This window comes from Cellulosimicrobium cellulans (genome assembly GCF_007679345.1).
In the GTDB taxonomy this organism is placed as follows: domain Bacteria; phylum Actinomycetota; class Actinomycetes; order Actinomycetales; family Cellulomonadaceae; genus Cellulomonas; species Cellulomonas cellulans_A.
In genome coordinates this window covers 140,735-160,677 of record NZ_VEGH01000011.1, presented here as the reverse complement: position 1 = coordinate 160,677, position 19,943 = coordinate 140,735, and the positions used below count along the sequence as shown (strand labels likewise).

General features: G+C 75.5%; 18 protein-coding genes. 8 read left to right on the top strand and 10 right to left on the bottom strand.

Annotated elements, in window-relative coordinates:
• The coding region (locus FS882_RS21420; RefSeq protein WP_222848235.1) for a hypothetical protein at nucleotides 1-185 on the top strand (185 nt) is incomplete at its 5' end.
• On the opposite strand, the gene sucD is transcribed toward FS882_RS21420, so the two are convergent.
• Both sucD and sucC read right to left on the bottom strand, forming a co-directional pair.
• A complete protein-coding gene (gene sucD, locus FS882_RS15310; RefSeq protein WP_147794277.1) occupies nucleotides 178-1,074 on the bottom strand; it encodes a succinate--CoA ligase subunit alpha in 897 nt (298 codons plus the stop codon). The genes FS882_RS21420 and sucD overlap by 8 nt on opposite strands.
• A 38-nt stretch (nucleotides 1,075-1,112) precedes the next feature.
• Nucleotides 1,113-2,297: an ADP-forming succinate--CoA ligase subunit beta gene (sucC, locus tag FS882_RS15305; protein WP_158374180.1), complete on the bottom strand. Its 1,185-nt coding sequence runs from the start codon at nucleotides 2,295-2,297 to the stop codon at nucleotides 1,113-1,115.
• Between the two features lie 176 nt (nucleotides 2,298-2,473).
• On the opposite strand from sucC, the gene FS882_RS15300 reads away from it, so the two are divergent.
• Together FS882_RS15300 and FS882_RS15295 are read left to right on the top strand one after the other, a co-directional pair.
• On the top strand, nucleotides 2,474-2,707 hold the full coding sequence (locus FS882_RS15300; RefSeq protein WP_158374178.1) for a helix-turn-helix domain-containing protein: 234 nt from the start codon (nucleotides 2,474-2,476) through the stop codon (nucleotides 2,705-2,707).
• 40 nt (nucleotides 2,708-2,747) lie between these two features.
• Nucleotides 2,748-3,305 (top strand): Clp protease N-terminal domain-containing protein, encoded by a 558-nt coding sequence (locus tag FS882_RS15295; protein WP_158374176.1) that lies wholly within the window; start codon nucleotides 2,748-2,750, stop codon nucleotides 3,303-3,305.
• Nucleotides 3,306-3,436: 131 nt separating this feature from the next.
• On the opposite strand, the gene FS882_RS15290 is transcribed toward FS882_RS15295, so the two are convergent.
• The 3 genes from FS882_RS15290 to FS882_RS15280 all read right to left on the bottom strand — a co-directional run bounded on the left by FS882_RS15290 (nucleotide 3,437) and on the right by FS882_RS15280 (nucleotide 9,212).
• Nucleotides 3,437-4,102, bottom strand: a complete 666-nt coding sequence (locus FS882_RS15290) for an AIM24 family protein (protein WP_158374174.1) — start codon at nucleotides 4,100-4,102, stop codon at nucleotides 3,437-3,439.
• Between the two features lie 85 nt (nucleotides 4,103-4,187).
• Nucleotides 4,188-6,758, bottom strand: coding sequence for a DNA helicase PcrA (gene pcrA, locus FS882_RS15285; protein ID WP_158374172.1), 2,571 nt, complete (start codon nucleotides 6,756-6,758; stop codon nucleotides 4,188-4,190).
• A gap of 42 nt (nucleotides 6,759-6,800) precedes the next feature.
• Nucleotides 6,801-9,212: a glycoside hydrolase family 31 protein gene (locus FS882_RS15280; protein ID WP_158374170.1), complete on the bottom strand. Its 2,412-nt coding sequence runs from the start codon at nucleotides 9,210-9,212 to the stop codon at nucleotides 6,801-6,803.
• A gap of 60 nt (nucleotides 9,213-9,272) precedes the next feature.
• Between FS882_RS15280 and FS882_RS15275 the strand changes: the two genes are divergently transcribed.
• Complete coding sequence (locus FS882_RS15275) at nucleotides 9,273-10,367, top strand: LacI family DNA-binding transcriptional regulator (protein ID WP_158374168.1); 1,095 nt, start codon at nucleotides 9,273-9,275, stop codon at nucleotides 10,365-10,367.
• Nucleotides 10,368-10,428: 61 nt separating this feature from the next.
• Here FS882_RS15275 and FS882_RS15270 read toward each other — a convergent pair whose 3' ends face one another.
• Complete coding sequence (locus FS882_RS15270) at nucleotides 10,429-10,779, bottom strand: hypothetical protein (protein ID WP_158374166.1); 351 nt, start codon at nucleotides 10,777-10,779, stop codon at nucleotides 10,429-10,431.
• Between the two features lie 101 nt (nucleotides 10,780-10,880).
• On the opposite strand from FS882_RS15270, the gene FS882_RS15265 reads away from it, so the two are divergent.
• A complete protein-coding gene (locus FS882_RS15265; RefSeq protein ID WP_158374163.1) occupies nucleotides 10,881-11,399 on the top strand; it encodes a hypothetical protein in 519 nt (172 codons plus the stop codon).
• Nucleotides 11,400-11,420: 21 nt separating this feature from the next.
• Here the strand turns inward: FS882_RS15265 and FS882_RS15260 are convergent, their stop codons facing one another.
• Together FS882_RS15260 and FS882_RS15255 are read right to left on the bottom strand one after the other, a co-directional pair.
• On the bottom strand, nucleotides 11,421-12,080 hold the full coding sequence (locus FS882_RS15260) for a LuxR C-terminal-related transcriptional regulator (protein WP_147794287.1): 660 nt from the start codon (nucleotides 12,078-12,080) through the stop codon (nucleotides 11,421-11,423).
• Nucleotides 12,077-13,363, bottom strand: a complete 1,287-nt coding sequence (locus FS882_RS15255; protein ID WP_158374161.1) for an ATP-binding protein — start codon at nucleotides 13,361-13,363, stop codon at nucleotides 12,077-12,079. The genes FS882_RS15260 and FS882_RS15255 overlap by 4 nt, the downstream gene beginning before the upstream one ends.
• 135 nt (nucleotides 13,364-13,498) lie before the next feature.
• Here FS882_RS15255 and FS882_RS15250 point away from each other — a divergent pair, with 135 nt between their 5' ends.
• From FS882_RS15250 to FS882_RS15240, 3 genes are all read left to right on the top strand, one after another.
• Entirely contained in the window at nucleotides 13,499-15,034 is a 1,536-nt protein-coding gene (locus FS882_RS15250) for a PspC domain-containing protein (RefSeq protein WP_158374159.1), read from the top strand.
• A complete protein-coding gene (locus FS882_RS21640) occupies nucleotides 15,034-15,987 on the top strand; it encodes a hypothetical protein (RefSeq protein WP_158374157.1) in 954 nt (317 codons plus the stop codon). The genes FS882_RS15250 and FS882_RS21640 overlap by 1 nt, the downstream gene beginning before the upstream one ends.
• 232 nt (nucleotides 15,988-16,219) lie before the next feature.
• Nucleotides 16,220-17,170 (top strand): type IV toxin-antitoxin system AbiEi family antitoxin domain-containing protein, encoded by a 951-nt coding sequence (locus tag FS882_RS15240; RefSeq protein WP_187365318.1) that lies wholly within the window; start codon nucleotides 16,220-16,222, stop codon nucleotides 17,168-17,170.
• A gap of 326 nt (nucleotides 17,171-17,496) precedes the next feature.
• Here FS882_RS15240 and FS882_RS15235 read toward each other — a convergent pair whose 3' ends face one another.
• Together FS882_RS15235 and guaA are read right to left on the bottom strand one after the other, a co-directional pair.
• Complete coding sequence (locus FS882_RS15235) at nucleotides 17,497-17,997, bottom strand: aromatic ring-opening dioxygenase LigA (protein ID WP_262348335.1); 501 nt, start codon at nucleotides 17,995-17,997, stop codon at nucleotides 17,497-17,499.
• Nucleotides 17,998-18,310: 313 nt separating this feature from the next.
• Nucleotides 18,311-19,912, bottom strand: coding sequence for a glutamine-hydrolyzing GMP synthase (gene guaA, locus FS882_RS15230; RefSeq protein ID WP_158374153.1), 1,602 nt, complete (start codon nucleotides 19,910-19,912; stop codon nucleotides 18,311-18,313).
• Between the last annotated feature and the right edge of the window lie 31 nt (nucleotides 19,913-19,943).

The following is a 19,943-nucleotide window of genomic DNA, read 5'->3' as shown; positions in this document are numbered from 1 at the left end:
CGGGCCGGATCCGCGCGGGCCGGATCCGCGCGGGCCGGATCCGCGCGGGCCGGATCCGCGCGGGCCGGATCCGCGCGGGCCGGATCCGCGCGACCGGCGACCTCGGCACGGGCCCGGACGCGCGACGGGCGCCGCACCCGGGGGGGGTGCGGCGCCCGTCGCGCGCGGTGCGCGCGGTCAGCTGAGCAGCGCGCGCGCCAGCTCGGCCGTCTCGGTCGGCGTGGTGCCGACCTTCACCCCGGCGGCCTCGAGGGCCTCCTTCTTCGCCTGCGCGGTGCCGGCCGAGCCTGACACGATCGCGCCGGCGTGGCCCATCGTCTTGCCCTCGGGGGCGGTGAAGCCCGCGACGTAGCCGACGACCGGCTTCGTCACGTGCTCGGTGATGTACGCCGCGGCCCGCTCCTCGGCGTCGCCGCCGATCTCGCCGATCATGACGATGAGGTCGGTCTCGGGGTCGGCCTCGAACGCGGCGAGCGCGTCGATGTGCGTCGTGCCGATGATCGGGTCGCCGCCGATGCCGACGGCCGTCGAGAACCCGAGGTCCCGCAGCTCGTACATCATCTGGTAGGTCAGCGTGCCGGACTTCGACACCAGGCCGATCCGGCCGGGGCCGGTGATGTCCGACGGGATGATGCCGACGTTGGACTTCCCGGGGCTGATGAGACCCGGGCAGTTGGGGCCGAGCAGCCGGACGCCCTTGGCCTGGGCGTAGGCGAAGAACTCGGCGGTGTCGGCGACCGGGACGCCCTCGGTGATGATCACGATCAGCGGCACGCCGGCGTCGACGGCCTCGATGACGGCGGCCTTGGTGAAGGCCGGCGGCACGAAGATGACCGACACGTCGGCCTTGGTCGCCTCGACGGCCTGGGCCACCGAGCCGAACACCGGGATCGCCACGGTCAGGCCGGAGCCGTCGCCGCGGGGGAACTCGACGCTCGTGCCCGCCTTGCGCGGGTTCACGCCGCCGACGACGGTGGTGCCGGACGCCAGCATGCGGGTGGTGTGCTTGCTGCCTTCGGACCCGGTCATGCCCTGCACGATGACCTTGGAGTCCGCGGTCAGGAAGATCGCCATGGTGGGTTGTCTCTCGTCTCTCGCGTCGCTGCGGTCGGTCAGGCGGTGGCGGCCAGGCGGGCGGCCTCGGCGGCGCCCCCGTCCATGGTCTCGGCCAGCGTGACGAGCGGGTGGGCCGCGTCGCGGATGATGCGGCGGCCCTCCAGCACGTTGTTGCCGTCCAGGCGCACGACCAGCGGCTTGGTGGCCTCGTCGCCGAGGATGCCGAGCGCCGCGACGATGCCGTTGGCGACCGCGTCGCACGCCGTGATGCCGCCGAACACGTTGACGAACACCGCCTTGACCTGCGGGTCGGACAGGATGATGTCGAGCCCCGCGGCCATCACCTCGGCCGAGGCGCCGCCGCCGATGTCGAGGAAGTTCGCCGGCTTCACGCCGCCGTGCTGCTGCCCGGCGTACGCGACGACGTCGAGGGTGCTCATGACGAGCCCCGCGCCGTTGCCGATCACGCCGACCTCGCCGTCGAGCTTGACGTAGTTGAGGTCCTTCTCCTTGGCGCGCGCCTCGAGCGGGTCCGCCGCGGCGGCGTCCTCGAGGGACGCGTGGTCCTCGTGCCGGAAGTCGGCGTTGCCGTCCAGCGTCACCTTGCCGTCGAGCGCGACGACGTCGCCGGCCTCGGTCAGCACGAGCGGGTTCACCTCGACGAGCGTGGCGTCCTCCTCGCGGTAGACGTCCCAGAGCTTCGTCAGCACCGCGGCGACCTTCGGGCCCACCTCGGCGTCGAAGCCGGCGGCCGCGACGATCTCGTCGGCCTTCGCCTGGTCGATGCCGACCCGCGGGTCCACCGGGACCTTCGCCAGTGCCTCGGGGCGCTCGACCGCGAGCTGCTCGATCTCCATGCCGCCCTCGACGCTCGCCATCGCGAGGTACTGCCGCTCAGCGCGGTCGAGGAGGAGGGAGAAGTAGTACTCCTTCGCGATGCTCGCCCCGGCGGCGATCATCACGCGGTGGACGGTGTGGCCCTTGATGTCCATGCCGAGGATCTCGCCGGCGCGCTGCTCGGCCTCCTCCGCGGAGCGGGCGATCTTGACGCCGCCGGCCTTGCCGCGGCCCCCGGTCTTCACCTGCGCCTTGACGACCACCACGCCGGTCGCGCCGTCGGCGCCCAGCAGGGTCTCGGCCGCCGCACGCGCCTCGGAAGGCGTCGTCGCGACGATCCCTCCCAGGACGGGTACCCCGTGCCGCTCGAAGATGTCACGTGCCTGGTACTCGAACAGGTCCACCTGCTGCGGTCCTTCCCTCGCCCTGCGGTCCCGTGGGTGGGATCTGGCTGCTCTGCCGCGGACGATCGTAGCCCGGTGGCCCGGCTTTATCTTCACGTCGAGATATGTGAGCCAGGTCGCACGCGGCTCGTCAACCTCCCTTGACACCGGACGGGTGTGTCAACCACAGTTGACGCATGACCGGCACCGACCCCACCACCGACTCCGCCGACGGCGCGCTCGCCGCGGCGACGGCCGACGACCCCGCCACCGGGCTGCGCGCCGTGCGCTCCCTGCGGGTGCTCGCCGACCGGCTGGAGACCCTGCAGGTCGGCCGGGCCCGCGAGCTCGGCTGGTCCTGGCAGGACATCGCGGACGCCCTCGGCGTGAGCCGGCAGGCCGTCCACCAGAAGCACCACCGGCGCGGCTGAGCGTCCGCGCACCCCCGGGACCCAGCGAGAGGAGACGACGATGTTCGAGAGGTTCACCACCGGCGCCCGCGCCGCGGTCGTGCAGGCGCAGGAGGTCGCCCGCGACCTGGGCGACGCCCGGATCACCCCCGCCCACCTCGTGGTCGCGATCGCGTCCGTCGGCGACCCCGCCGCGGCGGCGCTCGCGGCGCACGGCGCCGACCGGGCGACGCTGCTCGACCGGTTCGACGGCGACGGGCTCGACCCCGCCGCCCTGGCCGCGCTCGGGATCGACCTGGACGCGGTGCGCAGTCGCGCGGACACCGTGTTCGGCGCCGGGGCGCTGGACCGGGCGGACCGGGCGCGACGACCCGCGGGCGCCGGCCGCCGCGCGCCCGGGCACGTGCCGTTCACCCGGGACGCCAAGAAGACGCTCGAGGTCGCGCTGCGCGAGGCGATCCGGCTCGGTCACAAGCGGATCGAGGCCGGGCACGTGCTGCTCGCGGTCGTCCGGCTCTCGGACACCGACGGGTACGCGCTGCTCCGCCGCGCGGGCGTCGACCCGGCGGCCCTGGCGGCGGACGTCACGGCCCGCCTGGCCGGCACGGCGGCGGCCTGACCCCCCGCTGAGCGAGCACCCGACACGTCGAGCGAGCACCCGCCGACTACTCGCTCGGCGTGTCCGATGCTCGCTCGACGCCGGGTCGCGGTGCGGGCGGGGTGCGGCGCCGGCGCCCGGGCGGCGGGTGGTCAGGCCGTCGGGACGGGGTAGCCCTCCGACGGCTGCACCACCACGAAGCCCGGGCCGTGGAACGCGTACTGGAACGCCTCCCCCGTGCCGCCGCGCAGCAGCGAGCTCACGTTCATGCTCGACACGACACCGGGCGTGAGGTTCGCCGACCAGCACACGGCGGCGTTCGGGTCGACGAAGGTCGGCTGCTGCGAGCAGTCGAGGATCATCGGCTGACCGTGCGAGGTGAGCGCGACGGTGCCGTGCCCCTGGATGAGGGTGTTCCAGAACCCGCCGGTCATCATCCCGGCGCCCTTGGTCCGGTGCATGTCCCACTGCAGCTCGGCGTCGAACGCGAGCAGCGACGAGCCGCCGACGCTGATCGCGTCGCCCTCGAGCTGGAGCAGGAACACGTGCTCGGCGGCGCGCGCGAAGAACACCTCGCCCGGGCCGGACACCCGCATGAGGGGCTGGTCGTCGGCGCTCATCGCGCGCTTGACGAACCGGGCGAGCGAGCCGGAGGACTCGTGGTGGAACTGCACCTGCCCCTGGTGGGCGACCATCGCGCCCTTCGCCGCGAGGACGTCGGGGCCGAGGGTGACCTTGAGCATCTTGGTGCTCTGCAGGACGAACCGCTCGGCGGTCTGCACCTCGGCGTTGGCCTGGTCGAAGATCGGGCTGCGCATGGGTCGATCATGCCCGATATGTGCAGGTGGCGGCCGCGCGACCGCCGCGCGGGCGGCCGGGACCACCCGTCCGCCCGCGCGTCGGTCAGAGCTTGGTGACCGGCGAGTACCGCAGCAGCAGCCGCTTGGTGCCCTCGCTGCCGAAGTCGACCTTCGCGACCGCGTTCGGCCCGCCGCCCTCGACCGCGACGACCGTGCCGAGCCCGTACGCGTCGTGGGTGACCTTGTCCCCCACGGTCAGCGTCGGGATCGCCGTGTCCGGGCGCGGGGTCGCCGAGCCGAACGTGGCGCCGCCGGACCCGGGGGCCTTGCGGGGCGGCTCGCCCGCGCGGGACGCCGCGGAGCTCTTCTTCCAGCTCTGCGTGCTGCCGGACCCGGAGCCCGACCCCGCGCGGTCGCCGTAGCCGCCGCCCGACGCGTAGCCGGACCGCCCGCCGAGGAACCCGCCCGGGCCCCGCAGCCGGTCGTTCGACGACTCGCGGCGCCGCCAGTCGATGAGGTCCTCGGGCAGGTCGTCGAGGAACCGGCTCGGCGGGAACTCGTTCGGCACGCCCCACGCCGTGCGCACGGCGGCACGGGAGATGTACAGCCGCTGCCGCGCCCGGGTCAGGCCGACGTAGGCCAGCCGGCGCTCCTCGGCGAGCTGGTCGGTGTCGGCGAGCGACCGCATGTGCGGGAACGTGCCGTCCTCCATGCCGGTGAGGAACACCACCGGGAACTCCAGGCCCTTCGCGGTGTGCAGGGTCATGAGCGTGATGACGCCCTGGTCCGGCTTCGGCTCGCCGGTCCCGTCGTCCCCGCCGTCGTCCGAGGGGATCTGGTCGGAGTCGGCGACGAGCGACACCCGCTCGAGGAAGTCCGCGAGGTCGCCCTCGGGGTCCGACTGCTCGAACTCGGAGGCGACCGCGTGCAGCTCGGCGAGGTTCTCGACGCGGGTCTGGTCCTGCGGGTCCTCGCTCGCGCGCAGCTCGGCGAGGTAGCCGCTGCGGTCGAGCACGACGGACAGGATCTCGGCCGGGCCGGCACCCGACTCGGTGAGCGCCCGGAGGTCGGACATCATCTCCGCGAACGCCCGCAGGCCGGTGATCGCGCGGGTGCCGAGTCCCGGCACCTCCTCCAGCCGCTCCAGGGCCTGGCCGAACGAGATGCGCTCCCGCTCCGCGTACCCCGCGACCATCGCCTCTGACCGGTCGCCGAGCCCGCGCTTGGGCACGTTGAGGATGCGGCGCAGGTTGACGTCGTCGTCGGGGTTGGCGATCGCGCGCAGGTACGCCACGGCGTCCTTGATCTCCCGCCGCTCGTAGAACCGGGTGCCGCCGACGACCTTGTACGGCAGGCCGACGCGGATCAGCACCTCCTCCAGCGCGCGGGACTGCGCGTTGGCCCGGTAGAAGATCGCGACGTCGCCGGGGCGCACGCCGTCGGAGTCGCCGAGGCGGTCGATCTCCTCCGCGACGAACCGCGCCTCCTCGTGCTCGTTGTCGGCGACGTAGGCGACGATCTTCGGCCCGGAGCCGGAGTCGGTCCACAGCCGCTTGGGCTTGCGGCCGGGGTTCTTGCTGATGACGGCGTTGGCGGCGGACAGGATGGTCTGCGTCGACCGGTAGTTCTGCTCGAGCAGGATGGTCGTGGCGTCGGGGTAGTCGGCCTCGAACTCCATGATGTTGCGGATGCTGGCGCCGCGGAACGCGTAGATCGACTGGTCGGCGTCGCCGACGACCGTCAGCTCGCCGCGCGGGACTGCGGCGTCCGCGCCCGGGTCGGCCGCGCCGACGCCCGCGAGCTCGCGCACCAGCACGTACTGCGCGTGGTTGGTGTCCTGGTACTCGTCGACCAGCACGTGCCGGAACCGGCGGCGGTAGTGCTCCGCGACGGCCGGGAACGCCTGCAGCAGGTTGACCGTCGTCATGATGAGGTCGTCGAAGTCGAGGGCGTTCGCCTGGCGCAGCCGCTGCTGGTACCGGGTGTACACCTGGGCGAGGGCCTGGTCGAAGTCGTTGGAGCCGCTCGCGGTGGCCGCGAACGCGTCGGGGTCGACCAGCTCGTCCTTGAGGTTGGAGATCTTGGACTGCAGCGCCTTCGGCGGGTACTTCTTCGGGTCCAGGTCGAGCTCGCGCGCCACCAGGCTGAGCAGCCGCTGCGAGTCGGCGGAGTCGTAGATCGAGAACGACTGCCGCAGGCCGAGCGTCGTCGCCTCGCGGCGCAGGATCCGCACGCACGCCGAGTGGAACGTGGAGACCCACATCGTCCGGGCGGACGGGCCCACCAGCGACGCCACACGCTCGCGCATCTCGGCCGCGGCCTTGTTGGTGAACGTGATCGCGAGGATCTCCCCCGCGCGCGCCTGCCGGGTCGCCAGGAGGTGCGCGATGCGGTGGGTGAGCACCCGGGTCTTGCCCGAGCCGGCGCCCGCGACGATGAGCAGCGGCCCGCCGTGGTGCAGCACCGCGGCGCGCTGCTGCGGGTTCAGGCCGACCAGCAGCGCGTCCGCGTCGATGGACGGCGCGCGGCCGCGGCCCCGGCGGTCGTCGACGTCCGCGGGCGCGTCGGCGTCCCCGGAGGGCTGGTCGCCGCGCGGCGGCACGGCGGCCGGCAGGCGACCGAGGTCGGAGAGGGCGAGTCCGGGCAGCGGCAGGTTCTCGAAGAGCGACGTCATGGCAGGGCCAAGCCTAGGCGCCCCCACCGACACCCGCGGCGCTCAGCCGCGGGCCAGCAGCACCTCGCGCAGCGCGGACAGCAGCGACGCCGGGAGCCCCAGCGCCTCCAGGTGCGACAGCCGCACGTGCAGCGGCCGGTCGGACGTCGCCGCTGCCAGCGCGGAGGTCAGCAGGGCGTTCTGGGTCCACGCCCCGCGCAGCACCCGCAGCACCTCGGCGTCCGGCGCGGGGCCGACGAGCGGGACCGTGCCGCACGTCACCTCGAGCCGGGCACGCGCGGGCACGCCGGGGACGTCGACGCGGAGCCGGCCGTCGAGGACGCGCGCCGTGACCGGCACCGGGGTCCCGTCGACCCGCGCCCCGACCCGGGCGGCGACGTCGTCGGTCGCGCCCGCGGTCACCAGGGTCAGCGTCCAGTCCCGCTCGGCCGGCACGCACGCCGCGGTGCCCTCGACCGGCCCGACGGTCAGCGTCCCCGTCGCGTCCGCCCACGCGAGCGCGGTCCGCGCGATCCCGGCCGGGTCGGTGCCGTCGCCGGCCCCGTCGTCCTCGACAAGCGTGAACGCGCCGTCCGCGCCCGGGACCACCAGCAGCTCCAGGTGCACCGGGTTGACCGGGTCGTTGCCGGGGACCTCGGCCCCGTCGAGCGGCACCACCGCGCCCGGCCGCGCCAGCACCGGGATCGAGTCGAGCGGGCGGTGCAGGTCGAGCAGCCGGTCGCCGTCGTAGACCGCGCCCGTGAGCACGTCGACCCAGGTGCCCGGCGGCAGCCAGGCCCGCACGGCGGACGCGCGGGTGACCGGGTCGGCGGGCGTGGTCACCGGGGCGACGAGCAGCTCGGAGCCGAACAGGAACTGCTGCGGCACCTCGTAGGCCTCGGGGCGGTCGGGCCACGCGTGGTACAGCGGCCGGACCAGGGCGACGGACTCGGCCGCGGCGCGGTGGTTCATCGTGTGCAGGTACGGGACCAGCCGGTGCCGCAGCCGCAGGAACTCCACCTGGACCTGCCGGGCGTGCGGCCCGAACGACCACGGCTCCTTGCTGGTGAACGGGTTGTCCGACGAGTGCAGCCGCAGGATCGGCGAGAACGTCCCCAGCTGCACCCAGCGGGTCGCCAGCTCCTCGTCCCGCACGCCGAAGAAGTGCCCGCCGATGTCGTGCGACCACCAGCCGTAGCCGATGTTCGCCGCGGTGGCGGTGAACTCCGGCTGGAACGCGAGCGAGTCCCAGGTGATGACGGTGTCGCCGGAGAACCCGACCGGGTACCGGTGGCTGCCCGGCCCGGCGTACCGGGAGAACGTCAGCCCCCGCCGGCCGTCCCGGGCGCTGTCGAGGTAGTGGAAGTGGTTGAGCATCCACAGCGGGTCGATGCCGGCGACGCGGGAGTGCCCGCCCTGCTGCCAGTCGATCCACCAGAAGTCGACGCCGTCCCGCTCGAGACCCCGGTGCAGCACCGAGAAGTACGCCGTGAGGAACTCCCGGTCAGTGACGTCGAACGCGATCGGGTCGCCGTCGGGCTCCCGGCCGAGCGCGGCGCACATCGCGGCGTAGGCGTCCTCGTGCGCGCGCACGCCGTCGGCGGGGTGCACGTTCAGCGTCACCCGCAGGCCGCGGTCGTGCAGCCAGGACAGCAGCGCGGGCGGGTCGGGGAACAGGTCGCGGTTCCAGGTGTACCCGGTCCAGCCGGAGCCGAGCGCCGGGTCCACCTCGGTGACGTGCCAGTCCATGTCGAGCACCGACACCGACAGCGGGATCCGCTCGGCGGCGAACCGCTCGACGACCTCGCGGTAGCCCTCCGCGGTGTACCGGTGGAACCGGCTCCACCAGGTGCCCAGCGCCCATCGCGGCAGCACGGGGACCGGCCCCGACACCGCGTGGAACGCGCGCAGCGCCTCCGCGTGGTCGTGCGCGTAGCCGAACACGTACAGGTCCTCCCGGGAGCCGTCGCGCGGGGCCACCCAGCCGTCGGGCTCGAACACCATCGACCGCGAGTCGTCGAGCACCGCGTAGCCCTGCCGGGACACGACGCCGCCCTCCAGCGGCACCCGGCCGTCGGCCTCGTCCAGCGTGCGCGCGGTGCCGCCGAGACCGTCCGCGGGCTGCCCGTACCGCCACACCGAGTGGTACGCGCTGACGCCGCCGGTGACCTCGACCGACAGGCCGGCGGTGCTGAAGGGCCCGCGGTCGTAGACGACCCGCAGCCGCGACGTGACGACCTCGACGACGTGGCCGCGGTCGACCACGCGGAACTCCGGGACCGGGAGCGCGCGGTGCCGGGCGAACGTGCTGGGGCGGTCCTCGAACCGGCCGTCCTCGGCGTACTCCAGCCGCACGAGGCCGTCGGCGAGGACGGTGACGCGCCAGCGGTCGCCCTGGACGACGGCGCGCGGGTCGGCGGTGCCGTCGGGGGTCGGGCCGGTGGCGAGGGTCAGGGGGGCGTCGGTGCCGCTCATGTCGTCCTGTTTAACGCTAAAGTGACGCGTACGTCAACGCCGATCCGGGAGGCTGCGCGGGTGGACACCGTCACGCTCAAGGACGTCGCGCGCGCCGTCGGCGTCAGCGTGATGACGGTGTCGAACGTGGTCAACGGGCGGCTGGACCGGGTCTCCCCCGCCACCGCCGCCCGGGTCGAGCGCGCCGTGGCCGACCTCGGCTACGTGCCCAGCGCCGCGGCCCGCACGCTCGTCGCGCGGCGGTCCCGCCTGGTCGGCCTGCTGCTGCCGGGCCGTCCCGACGGGGTCAGCCTGCTGGGCAGCCCGCACGACGTCGCGGTCACCGGCGCGCTCGAGGCGACGCTGCGCGGCCGGGACCACCACCTGATGCTGCGCGGGGTCGGGAGCGCGGCGGACGTGCGGGACTCGGTCCGGCGGTGGGGGCTGGACGGGGTGGTCCTCATGGGGTTCACCGACACCGCGCTGGGCGGGCTCGACCTGCCGGGGTCGCTCGCCGCCGTGCTGGTGGACGCGGACGGCGCGCCGGGCGGCGCCCCGGGCCGGCCGGGCGCCGGGGACGACCCGGGCACCGGGGCGCCGCGGCACGCGCACGTGCGGTCGGACGACCGCACCGGAGGCCGCCTCGCCGGGGCGCACCTCACCGGGCTCGGGCACCGCCGGCTGCTGCTGTGCGGCCCGGTCGACGCCGCGAGCCGGGTGGTCGCCGAGCGGCTGGCCGGGTTCCGCGAGGCCGCGGCGGATGCCGGCCTGCCCGCGGACGAGGTGGGGGCGGCCCACGCGCGGACGACCTACGACGAGGGCGTCGCGCTGGGCGCGCGGCTGGCCGCCGACGTGCGCGCCGGCGCGGTGACCGCGGTGTTCGCCACCGCGGACGTCCTGGCCGCCGGGGTCGTGCGCGGGCTGACCGGTGCCGGGCTGCGGGTGCCGGAGGACGTGTCCGTCCTCGGCTACGACGACGCGGAGCTCGCCCGGCAGGTCACGCCCCTGCTGTCGACGATCGCGCAGGACACGGCCGGCAAGGGCCGGCTGGCCGCGGAGCTGCTGCTCGGGCTGGTCACCGGAGACGACGCGGCCCCGCGGTCGGCGACGGTGCCGGTCGCGCTGGTGGCGCGGGAGTCGACGGGGCCGGCGCCGGTCGCCCGAGCGGGCGGGTGAGCGGGCGGTCCGGCCGGGCGCACCGCGAGGTGGCCGGCCGGACCGCGCGCGACGGCGCGGCTCAACGCCAGAGCACCGCGACCAGGATGTTCACCAGCGTCAGCCCCAGCGTCGCGCCGACCAGGCCGCGCGTGACCTTCTCGGGGCGCCGCGTGCCGTACCAGACCAGCCCGGTCACGACGAGCGCGACCAGGAGCTTCACGCCGATCTTCGCGTTGTCCGGCGGCTCGAGCCCGCCGACCTCCGCGGACCGCAGCCCGACCATGACGATCCCCGTGACCAGCGCGGTCAGGGCGCCGTGCAGCGCGCCCTTCGGGAACGCCGGCTGCCGCAGCGTGACCAGGCAGCCGCCCAGCACGATCGCCCAGCCGACCAGGTGCAGCACGACCAGCAAGCCGTACACGACGTCCATCGGACCATCCCTCGCTCGGTGCCCGGTGCGTGCAAGGATCCCCTGCGCGGCCCTGCCGGCCGCGCACCGCTGTGCCCGACGAGCCGAACCCCGAGGATGTCATGACCACCCCCGAGCACCCGAACCCGGGCGAGTCGCCCAGCGGCGCGTCGCAGCCGACGCCCGGGGCGTCCCCGCAGCCGAGCCCCGCGCAGCCGGCACCGGGGCCGTCGTACCCCGCGCCCGGGGCGTACCCGCAGCCGGGCGGCACCGCGTCGCAGGCCGGCGCCCCCGGCTACCCGGACCCCGCGGCCGTCCCCGGGCCGTACCCGGTCCCGCCGCAGCCGGCGCCCTCGCCGACCCTCGCGATCGTCGGCCTGGTCACCGCCGTCATCCCGTGCACGGCGCTCGTCGGCCTCGTGATCAGCATCGTCGTGCTGGTCCGCGGTCGGCGCGGCGGCGTCCCCGGCCGCGGCCTCGCGGTGGCGGGCGTGGTCGTGGGCGCGCTGTGGCTCGTCGCGGGGGTCGTCGCGCTCGCGCTCGGCGCGTTCGGCATCGCCTCGCTCGTCGAGACCTGCGCCGACCTGGGCGACGGCGTGCACTACGTCGACGGCGTGCGCTACGAGTGCAACATCGGCTGACGCCGCGGGCGGCGCCCCGGCTCAGAGCAGCCGGCGCGCCGCCGCCCACCGGGTCAGCTCGTGCCGCGACGACAGCTGCAGCTTGCGCAGCACCGCGGACACATGCGTCTCGACCGTCTTGATCGAGATGAACAGCTCCCCCGCCACCTCGCGGTACGAGTACCCGCGCGCGATCAGCCGCATGACCTCGCGCTCGCGCGCCGACAGCCGGTCGAGCTCGTCGTCGCCCGTCGCCACGTCACCCGCGGCGGCGCCGAACGCGTCCAGCACGAACCCGGCGAGCCGCGGCGAGAACACCGCGTCGTCGCCGGCCACCCGGAGCACCGCGTCGCACAGGTCCGGCCCCGAGATCGCCTTGGTGACGTAGCCCCGCGCGCCGGCGCGGATCACCGCGACGACGTCCTCGGCGGCGTCCGACACGGACAGCGCGAGGAACCGGGTGCCGCCCAGCAGGTCGGTGCACGCGCGGATCACCTCGGCGCCGCCGCCGCCGTCGCCGCCGGGCAGGTGCACGTCGAGCAGGACCACCGGCGGCTGCGTCGCGCGGACGACCTGGATCGCCTCGTCGACCGTGGCGGCCTCGCCGACGACGTGCACCCGGTCGTCGAGGGACGCCTTCACGCCCGCGCGGAACATCAGGTGGTCGTCGACCAGCACCACGTCGACCGGAGCGTCGTTCATCCCTGCATCGTCCTCTCGTCCTCCGCCGCCGCGGGCTCACGCACCAGCGGCATCCGCAGCCGCACCTCGGTGCCGCCGCCGTCCTTGCACACCACCGACGCCGTCCCGCCCCGGCGCCGCACCCGGCCCAGGATGGACTCACGGACCCCGAACCGGTCGCTCGGCACGGCCTCGGGGTCGAAGCCGTCGCCGCGGTCCCGGACGAACACCTCGACCTCGTCCGGCCCCGCCTCCAGGTAGAGCGACACCGGCGGGCGCCCGTGCCGCACCGCGTTCAGCAGCGCCTCGCGGGTCGCCTGCAGCAGCGCGTCCGTGCTGGCGTCGGGCTCGGTGTCGCCGACGACGACCGTCTCGATCGTCACCGCCTCGCCGTCGGGCCCGGTGCGGGTGTCCTCGATCTCCGCGACGATCGCCGCCAGCACCGCCGCCACCGAGGTGCCGGGCGCCGGGCGGTCGTCGTACAGCCACGCACGCAGCTCGCGCTCCTGGGCGCGGGCCATCCGGGCGACCTCGGTCGGGTCGTCCGCGCGGGCGCGGATCAGCGCCAGGGTCTGCAGCACGGAGTCGTGCAGGTGGGCGGCGATGTCGGCACGCTCGGACTCGCGGGCGCGGGCGGCGCGCTCGTCGCCGAGCTCGCGGACCAGCCGCAGCCACCACGGCGCGAGCACCAGGGCGACGCCGCCGAGCACCGCCACGGCCGCGACGGTCGACTGCACCAGGGTGCCGGGGGTCGCGTCCTGGCCGACCAGCAGCAGCACCCCGACGCCCGCGATGACCAGACCCCCGACCAGCCGCAGCACGCTCACCGGCCCGCGGCTGCCGCTCCTGCGCTCGCGCTGCACCGCGTCGAGCTGGCTCCACGCGAGAGCCGCCCCCGCGACCAGCAGCAGCACCGGCACCACCCAGTTGCCCACCACGTCGGTGCCGGTGCGGGCGAGCAGCAGCGCGACCGCCCCCGCGAGCAGCGCGACCCCGACCGCGATCTCGGTCCACGGCAGCCGGCGCAGCCGCTGCACGGCGTCGTGCTCGAGCGGGCGGTGCAGGCGGGACAGGTCCGCCGGGCGCGCGGCGTCGGCTGCGGCAGCCGGGTCGCCCACCGGGATCGTCACCCACCAGAACACGTACAGGGCCACGCCGATCCCGCCGACGGGCGTCAGCAGCGCGAACAGCACGCGCACCAGCCGCGCCGACACACCCAGGTGCAGCGCGAGGCCGGCGGCGACGCCGCCGACGACGCGGCCGCGCTCCGGGCGGCGCAGCGGCAGGCGGGACGGGGACTCCATGCCCTGATCGTCACACGTCGCGGGCCGCCCGAGAGCCCCCGGGGGGCAGGATCAGGGGTCCCCGGGCCGCGATCAGGGGCGGGTCAGGGGGGTACCCGATGCCGTCCGGGGTGGTGCGCGCGCCAGGATCGAGCCATGACGAACGACAGCGCCGACCGCGGGTCGGGCACCGTGCCGCCGAGCGGCCCCGGTGCCCCCGGCCCCGTGCCTCCTGCACCCCCGTCCGACGGCAACGGGATGTCCGGCTTCTTCGCGGCGATCCGGCGCGCCGGGGTCTCCCGCTCCCAGGACCGCTGGGTCGGCGGCGTCGCCGGCGGGCTCGCCGCCCGGTTCGGCATCGACCCGCTGCTCGCCCGCGGCCTGGTCGGCGTCTCCCTGCTCATGGGCTTCGGCTTCGTGCTCTACGGCCTCGCCTGGGCGCTGCTGCCCGAGCAGTCCGACGGCCGCATCCACCTCGAGGAGACCATCCGCGGGAACTTCGACGTCGCCCTGCTCGGCTCGATCGCCCTCGTGGTCATCGGGTTCAGCTCCGGCGACTGGTGGTTCAGCTGGGGGCCGTTCCGGTCCGGCTGGTTCAGCGGCCTCGCCTGGTTCGCGGTCGTGGTCGCCGGGATCGTCATCCTCGTCAGCGCGCTGCGGCGCGGCAGGGACGGCCGCCCGCCGGCACCGTCGTGGCAACCCCCGTACCCGGAAGGACAGCGTCCGATGACCAGCCCCAGCAGCACCCCGCCGGCACCCGCCGGCGCGACCCCGCGGCCCACGGCACCGGCCACCCCGGCAGCCGCCCCGCGGCCGGCCGCGAGCGCCTCGGCCCCGGTCGGCACCCCGTACGGCGGTGCGCCCACGGGCTCCCCGTACGGCGCCGCGCCCTACGGGTCGGCCCCGGCCGGCGCCGGCACCCGGCGTCACCAGGGTCCGCCGAACCCGCCGACGCCGCCGGTGCCGCCGGTGCCGCCGGGCCGCGGCTGGAACCCGCCGCCGCCCACGCCCCCGACCCCGCCCCGGCCGCCGCGCCGCGGGCCCGGCGCCGCGGTCACCGGCATCGTGGTCGCGCTGCTCCTGCTCGGCATGGCCGGCCTGCTGGCCGCCGACCGCGCCGGCGTCTACGACGGCCCGATCGCGGCCGTGCTGGTCGGCGGCGGCCTGGCCCTCGTCGGGCTGGCGATCATCGTGTCCGGCCTGCGGGGCCGCACCGCCGGCGGGCTGACCGCGCTGGCGATCGTCGGCATGGTGGTCGCCGGACCCGCCGCGGTCGCCAGCGACGCCCGGTGGGGCGACTGGGACCACTGGGACCGCGCGAACGGCCCGGTCAGCAGCATCGACACCACCGTCACCAGCCGCGCCGCGGCCGAGCGCGGCTACTCGTTCGGCGTCGGTGACGCCCGGGTGGACCTCACCGGCGTGCCGCTCACCGACGAGACCCTGACCGTCCCGATCAGCGGCGGCCTGGGCGACGTCACGGTCGTCGTGCCCGAGGGCGCCGCGGTCGTCGCGGACGTCAGCTCCGGGGCCGGCAACGTCACCTGGAAGGTCGACGGCAAGAACGAGCGCAACGACGGCGTCGGCCACTCCCGCACCTTCACCAGCGAGGCCATGTCCGGCCGCGAGGACGCCGAGATCGAGCTCACGATCGAGGTCGGCGTCGGCAGCATCACCATCGAGGAGGACTGATGACCAGCACCGGCTCCGGGACCCCCCGGCCCGACGGCGCGGACGAGCCCGTCACCGAGCGCATCGAGCAGGCGGAGGCGGCCGAGACGGCCGGCACCGGCCCGGCGCCCGGCACCACCGAGCGGATCGACCAGGTCGACGCCCGGCCCGAGCCCGCGACCGCGGGCGACGTGACCGAGCAGATCGACACGGTCGGCCCGCAGGCCGAACCCGTGACCACGGGCGACGCGACCGAGCGGATCGGCACGGTCGACGCGACCGAGCGGATCGCGACCGTCGACGCGACCGAGCGGATCGACGCCGTCGGCGACACCGCCCGCCTCGAGACCGTCGGCGACACCGCCCGCCTCGAGACCACCGCGGACACCGCGCGGACCGGGACCGCCGGCGGAACCATGCGCAGCGACGCCCTCGGCGGCACCCCGCCGCAGGACGACGAGGACGCCACCGAGGCCATCGGTGCCGGCCCCGCCGCGGCCGCAGCACCCGCGCCCCCGGTGCGCGAGTCGTCCTGGTCGGCGGCGCCGTCCCCGGGCGGCAGCGCCCCGCCGTACGGGACCCCGGTCTCGGGTCCGCCGGCTCCCGGCACCCCGGCGTACGGTGCCGCGGCTCCGGGCGGTCCGGCCTACGGCACCGCGACGGCCGGCGCGCCGACGTACGGCACGGCGGCGCCCGGCACTCAGGCCTACGGCACGGCGACGCCCGGCACCCCGGCACCGACCCCCGTCCCCGCGCCCGACCCGGAGGACCGCGGCCCGCGTGCGGGCACCGTGGTGTGGGGTCTGATCGTGGTGGCGGTCGGCGTCCTGGTGCTCGCCGTCGCGGCGGGCGTCCGGATCGACCTGCAGCTCACGCTGATCGTCCTGCTGGCCGGCGCGGGCGTCGCCCTGCTCGTCGGCTCGGTCCTCACCGCGGGCCGCCGCAAGCGCCGCGAGCAGCGCGCCGCCCGCTGACCGCCCTCGCCGCACCCGCGGGCCTCCGCGGCCCCACCGCGAACGAGCAACCGACGCGTCGAGCGAGTACCCAGCGGGTACTCGCTCGACGCGTCATCTGCTCTCTCGACGATCGGGCCCCGCCGCGGGGTCGCCGCGACGCAGGAGCCTGGGCGTGGCGGAAGCACCGGTCGTCGAGATCGGGGCTGTGGACGACCGCGGTCGAGCGGCTCCGCTCCGGCAGGCTGGGCGGGTGAGCAGCAGCACGGGCACCCGCGCGACGGCCGCCGCGCCCGCCACGGGGCTCGTCACACCCGACGACGCACGCGCCAGCGGTCTGGCGGGTGAGGACCTCCGCAGCGGAGCCCGGAGCGGGCGGCTCGTGCGGGTCCGGCACGGCGCGTACGTGCCCGCCGCGACCTGGACGTCGGCCGACCACGCCGAGCGGCACCGCCTGCTCGTCCGTGCTGCCGCGCGCCGGCTGTCGGCCCCGGTCTTCGGCCACGCGTCGGCGGCGGCGGTGTGGCGACTCCCGCTGCTCGAGGGGTGGCCGACCGACGTGCACGTGCTGGTCCCGGATGCGCGGGGCACCCCCTCGACTCGCGGGGTGCGGCGGCACCGGGTGGCCGTCGTCCCGGAGACCCGCGTCGTCGACGGGGTCCGGGTCACCACGGTCGCACGCACCGTGGTGGACCTGGCCCGCGCCGGCTCGTTCGCGCGCGGGCTCGTGCTGGCCGACGACGCGCTGCGCCGGTACCGGGTCGCCCCGGACGACCTCGGCCGCGAGGTGGCCGTCGCCGGGAGCGGGCGGGGTGTGCGGGCGGCGCGTCGGGTGGTGGACGAGGCGGACGCCGGTGCCGAGTCGCCCGGCGAGTCGCTCAGCCGTGCGCGGATGATCGAGCTCGACGTCCCCCGCCCGGTGCTCCAGCACGAGGTCCGGGACGGGCGAGGGCTGGTCGGCCGGGTGGACTTCCTCTGGCCGGAGCGGGGCGTCGTCGGCGAGTTCGACGGCCGGCTGAAGTACCGCGCGGGCGGCGTCGGTGACCGCAGGGCCGCCGAGCAGCGGGTCTGGGAGGAGAAGCGCCGCGAGGACCGGCTCCGTGCCACCGGCCTGCGCGTGGTCCGCTGGACGTGGCAGGACGCCCTCGACCCGACGCGCCTGACCCGCGTCCTCGCCGGCGCGGGCATCCTCCCCGGCGGCTGACGCCCCGGCCCGCCACGCCGCGTCGACGCCACCTCACGGCCTCCGCCGCCGCGCCTCCCAGCCTCCGCCCCGCCGCCGCCCTGCCACCGCCCTGCCGCCGAACGGGTAACCGACGCGTCGACGGGGTAGTCGGTGACTACTCGCTCGACGCGTCGAGTACTCGCTCGGCGTCTCGACAGGGCTCGGCGCGGCGTCGGCGGCACGGCTGGCGGCCGGGGCGCAGCGCCGGCGGCAGCGCCGCGGCGGCGCGCCTGCGCTCCGGGCGGGGACGCCGGAGGGCCGGGACCCCCTGCGGGGTCCCGGCCCTCCGGGGAGTGCGCGGGGCGTCAGGCCCGGACGTTCTCCTCCGTGGCCGGCGAGGTGCCGGCGGGGCGGACGGCGTCCGTCGCGACGGTCTTGCGACCGCCGAGCAGGAACAGCGCCCAGCCGATCAGGATGAACATGATGCCGAGCCCCATGACCAGGGCGGCGACGCCGAACGCGACCACCGAGGTGAACAGCGAGGCCCGCAGGAAGGACGCGTTCATCGCGACGTCGCGCAGCGGGTCGTCCTGCTCGAGCTCGGCGTAGGTCTTGCCACCGGTGGCGTCGAGGGCGTGGTGCTGGATGATGTCGGCCTGGGCGAACGCCGTCCACGGGCTGGTCACGGGCTGGCCGCCGAAGTTCGCGGCGTCCTCCGAGACGGTGATGTTCTCGTCGGCGAGGTGGCTGGAGACCGAGCCCCAGGTGACGCCGCCGGCGATGATGAGGACGATGCCGGCGATCGCCGAGATGATGCCGATGACGCGAGCAGCCTTCGAGCCGCCCGTCGCTGCCACGGTAGCCATGGTCTGTTTCCTTCCGATACCCCCGGTGCGGGCCGACCGTCGGGCGACCCGGTGGAACCTGTGAGCCCCACGTGGAAGAGCCTGTCTCCCTCGTCGGCCGCGCCGTGGGACCAAGGTCACGGAGACACCCACGATCCCGTCTTGTGAACCCGCGCACAAAGACCGGATTTCCGCTGGTCGGGCCCTTGGTCCCAGCTATGACACACAGTCAGCCTAGGACATAGGTCCTGGTCGAGCGCCCACCCGCTCCGCATGAACCGGACGCACGACGGCCCGGCACCCCCCGCGGGGTGCCGGGCCGTGGCGCGTCAGCTCACTCCCACTCGATGGTGCCCGGCGGCTTGCTCGTCACGTCGAGCACCACGCGGTTGACCTCCGGCACCTCGTTGGTGATGCGGGTGGAGATCGTCGCCAGCACGTCGTACGGCAGGCGCGTCCAGTCGGCGGTCATGGCGTCCTCGGAGGACACGGGCCGCAGCACGACGGGGTGGCCGTAGGTGCGCCCGTCGCCCTGCACGCCCACCGAGCGCACGTCCGCGAGCAGCACGACGGGGCACTGCCAGATGTCCCGGTCCAGGCCGGCGCGGGTCAGCTCCTCGCGGGCGATGACGTCCGCGGCGCGGAGCACGTCGAGCCGCTCCTGGGTGACCTCGCCGATGATCCGGATGCCCAGGCCGGGGCCCGGGAACGGCTGGCGCCAGACGATCGACTCCGGCACGCCGAGCTCGAGGCCGACGGCACGGACCTCGTCCTTGAACAGGGCCCGCAGCGGCTCGACCAGCTGGAACTGCAGGTCGTCCGGCAGGCCGCCGACGTTGTGGTGGCTCTTGATGTTGGCCGCGCCCTCGCCGCCGCCGGACTCGACGACGTCCGGGTACAGCGTGCCCTGCACGAGGAACTTGACCTCCTCGCCGTGGGCGCCCGCCTCCTCGACGACCTCGCGCGCGGCGTCCTCGAACACGCGGATGAACTCGCGGCCGATGATCTTGCGCTTGGTCTCGGGGTCGGTGTGGCCCGCGAGCGCGTGCAGGAACCGCTCGCGCGCGTCGACGACCTTGAGGTTGACCCCGGTGGAGGCGACGAAGTCCTGCTCGACCTGCTCGGCCTCGCCGGTGCGCAGCAGACCGTGGTCGACGAACACGCAGGTGAGCTGGTCGCCGACGGCCTTCTGCACGAGCGCGGCCGCGACGGACGAGTCCACGCCGCCGGACAGGCCGCAGATGACGCGGGCGTCGCCGACCTGCGCGCGGATCTTCTCGACCTGGTCGGCGATCACGTTGCCCGGGTTCCAGTCCGGGGTGAGGCCGGCGCCCTCGTAGAGGAAGTGCTCGAGGGTGCGCTGGCCGAGCGGCGAGTGCTTGACCTCGGGGTGCCACTGCACGCCGAACAGCCGGCGGTCGCGGTCCTCGAACGCGGCGACCGGCGAGCCGGCCGACGTCGCGAGCACCTCGAAGCCCTCGGGCGCGGCGTGCACCGCGTCGCCGTGGCTCATCCAGACGGTCTGCTGCTCGGGGCTCTCGGCGAGGACCGTGCCGGTGGCGACGACCTCGACCGGGGTGCCGCCGTACTCGCGGTTGCCGGTCTGCGCGACCTCCCCGCCGAGGGCCTTGGCCATCGCCTGGAAGCCGTAGCAGATGCCGAGCACCGGGACGCCGGCCTCGAACAGGGCGGGGTCGACGAACGGGGCACCCTCGGCGTACACCGAGGACGGGCCGCCGGACAGGATGATCGCCGACGGGTCCTTGGCCAGCATGTCCTGCACCGAGGCCGTGTGCGGCACGATCTCGGAGTAGACGCTCGCCTCGCGGACGCGGCGCGCGATCAGCTGCGCGTACTGCGCGCCGAAGTCGACGACGAGGACGGGACGGGGCGTGTCGGTGGGCGGCGGCGCGGGCGTGTCGGGAGCGTCGGTCACCCCACCAGGGTAGTGCGCCGCACCGACGGCC

Excerpts from the sequence above, each read along its gene's own strand:
- FS882_RS21640 (WP_158374157.1), top strand. The coding sequence starts at position 15,034 with ATGACCAGCACCGGCTCCGGGACCCCCCGGCCCGACGGCGCGGACGAG.
- FS882_RS15235 (WP_262348335.1), bottom strand. The coding sequence starts at position 17,997 with ATGGCTACCGTGGCAGCGACGGGCGGCTCGAAGGCTGCTCGCGTCATC.
- FS882_RS15255 (WP_158374161.1), bottom strand. The coding sequence starts at position 13,363 with ATGGAGTCCCCGTCCCGCCTGCCGCTGCGCCGCCCGGAGCGCGGCCGC.
- FS882_RS15300 (WP_158374178.1), top strand. The coding sequence starts at position 2,474 with ATGACCGGCACCGACCCCACCACCGACTCCGCCGACGGCGCGCTCGCC.
- FS882_RS15295 (WP_158374176.1), top strand. The coding sequence starts at position 2,748 with ATGTTCGAGAGGTTCACCACCGGCGCCCGCGCCGCGGTCGTGCAGGCG.
- FS882_RS15280 (WP_158374170.1), bottom strand. The coding sequence starts at position 9,212 with ATGAGCGGCACCGACGCCCCCCTGACCCTCGCCACCGGCCCGACCCCC.
- pcrA (WP_158374172.1), bottom strand. The coding sequence starts at position 6,758 with ATGACGTCGCTCTTCGAGAACCTGCCGCTGCCCGGACTCGCCCTCTCC.
- FS882_RS15265 (WP_158374163.1), top strand. The coding sequence starts at position 10,881 with ATGACCACCCCCGAGCACCCGAACCCGGGCGAGTCGCCCAGCGGCGCG.
- FS882_RS15270 (WP_158374166.1), bottom strand. The coding sequence starts at position 10,779 with ATGGACGTCGTGTACGGCTTGCTGGTCGTGCTGCACCTGGTCGGCTGG.
- FS882_RS15260 (WP_147794287.1), bottom strand. The coding sequence starts at position 12,080 with ATGAACGACGCTCCGGTCGACGTGGTGCTGGTCGACGACCACCTGATG.
- FS882_RS15290 (WP_158374174.1), bottom strand. The coding sequence starts at position 4,102 with ATGCGCAGCCCGATCTTCGACCAGGCCAACGCCGAGGTGCAGACCGCC.
- FS882_RS15250 (WP_158374159.1), top strand. The coding sequence starts at position 13,499 with ATGACGAACGACAGCGCCGACCGCGGGTCGGGCACCGTGCCGCCGAGC.
- sucD (WP_147794277.1), bottom strand. The coding sequence starts at position 1,074 with ATGGCGATCTTCCTGACCGCGGACTCCAAGGTCATCGTGCAGGGCATG.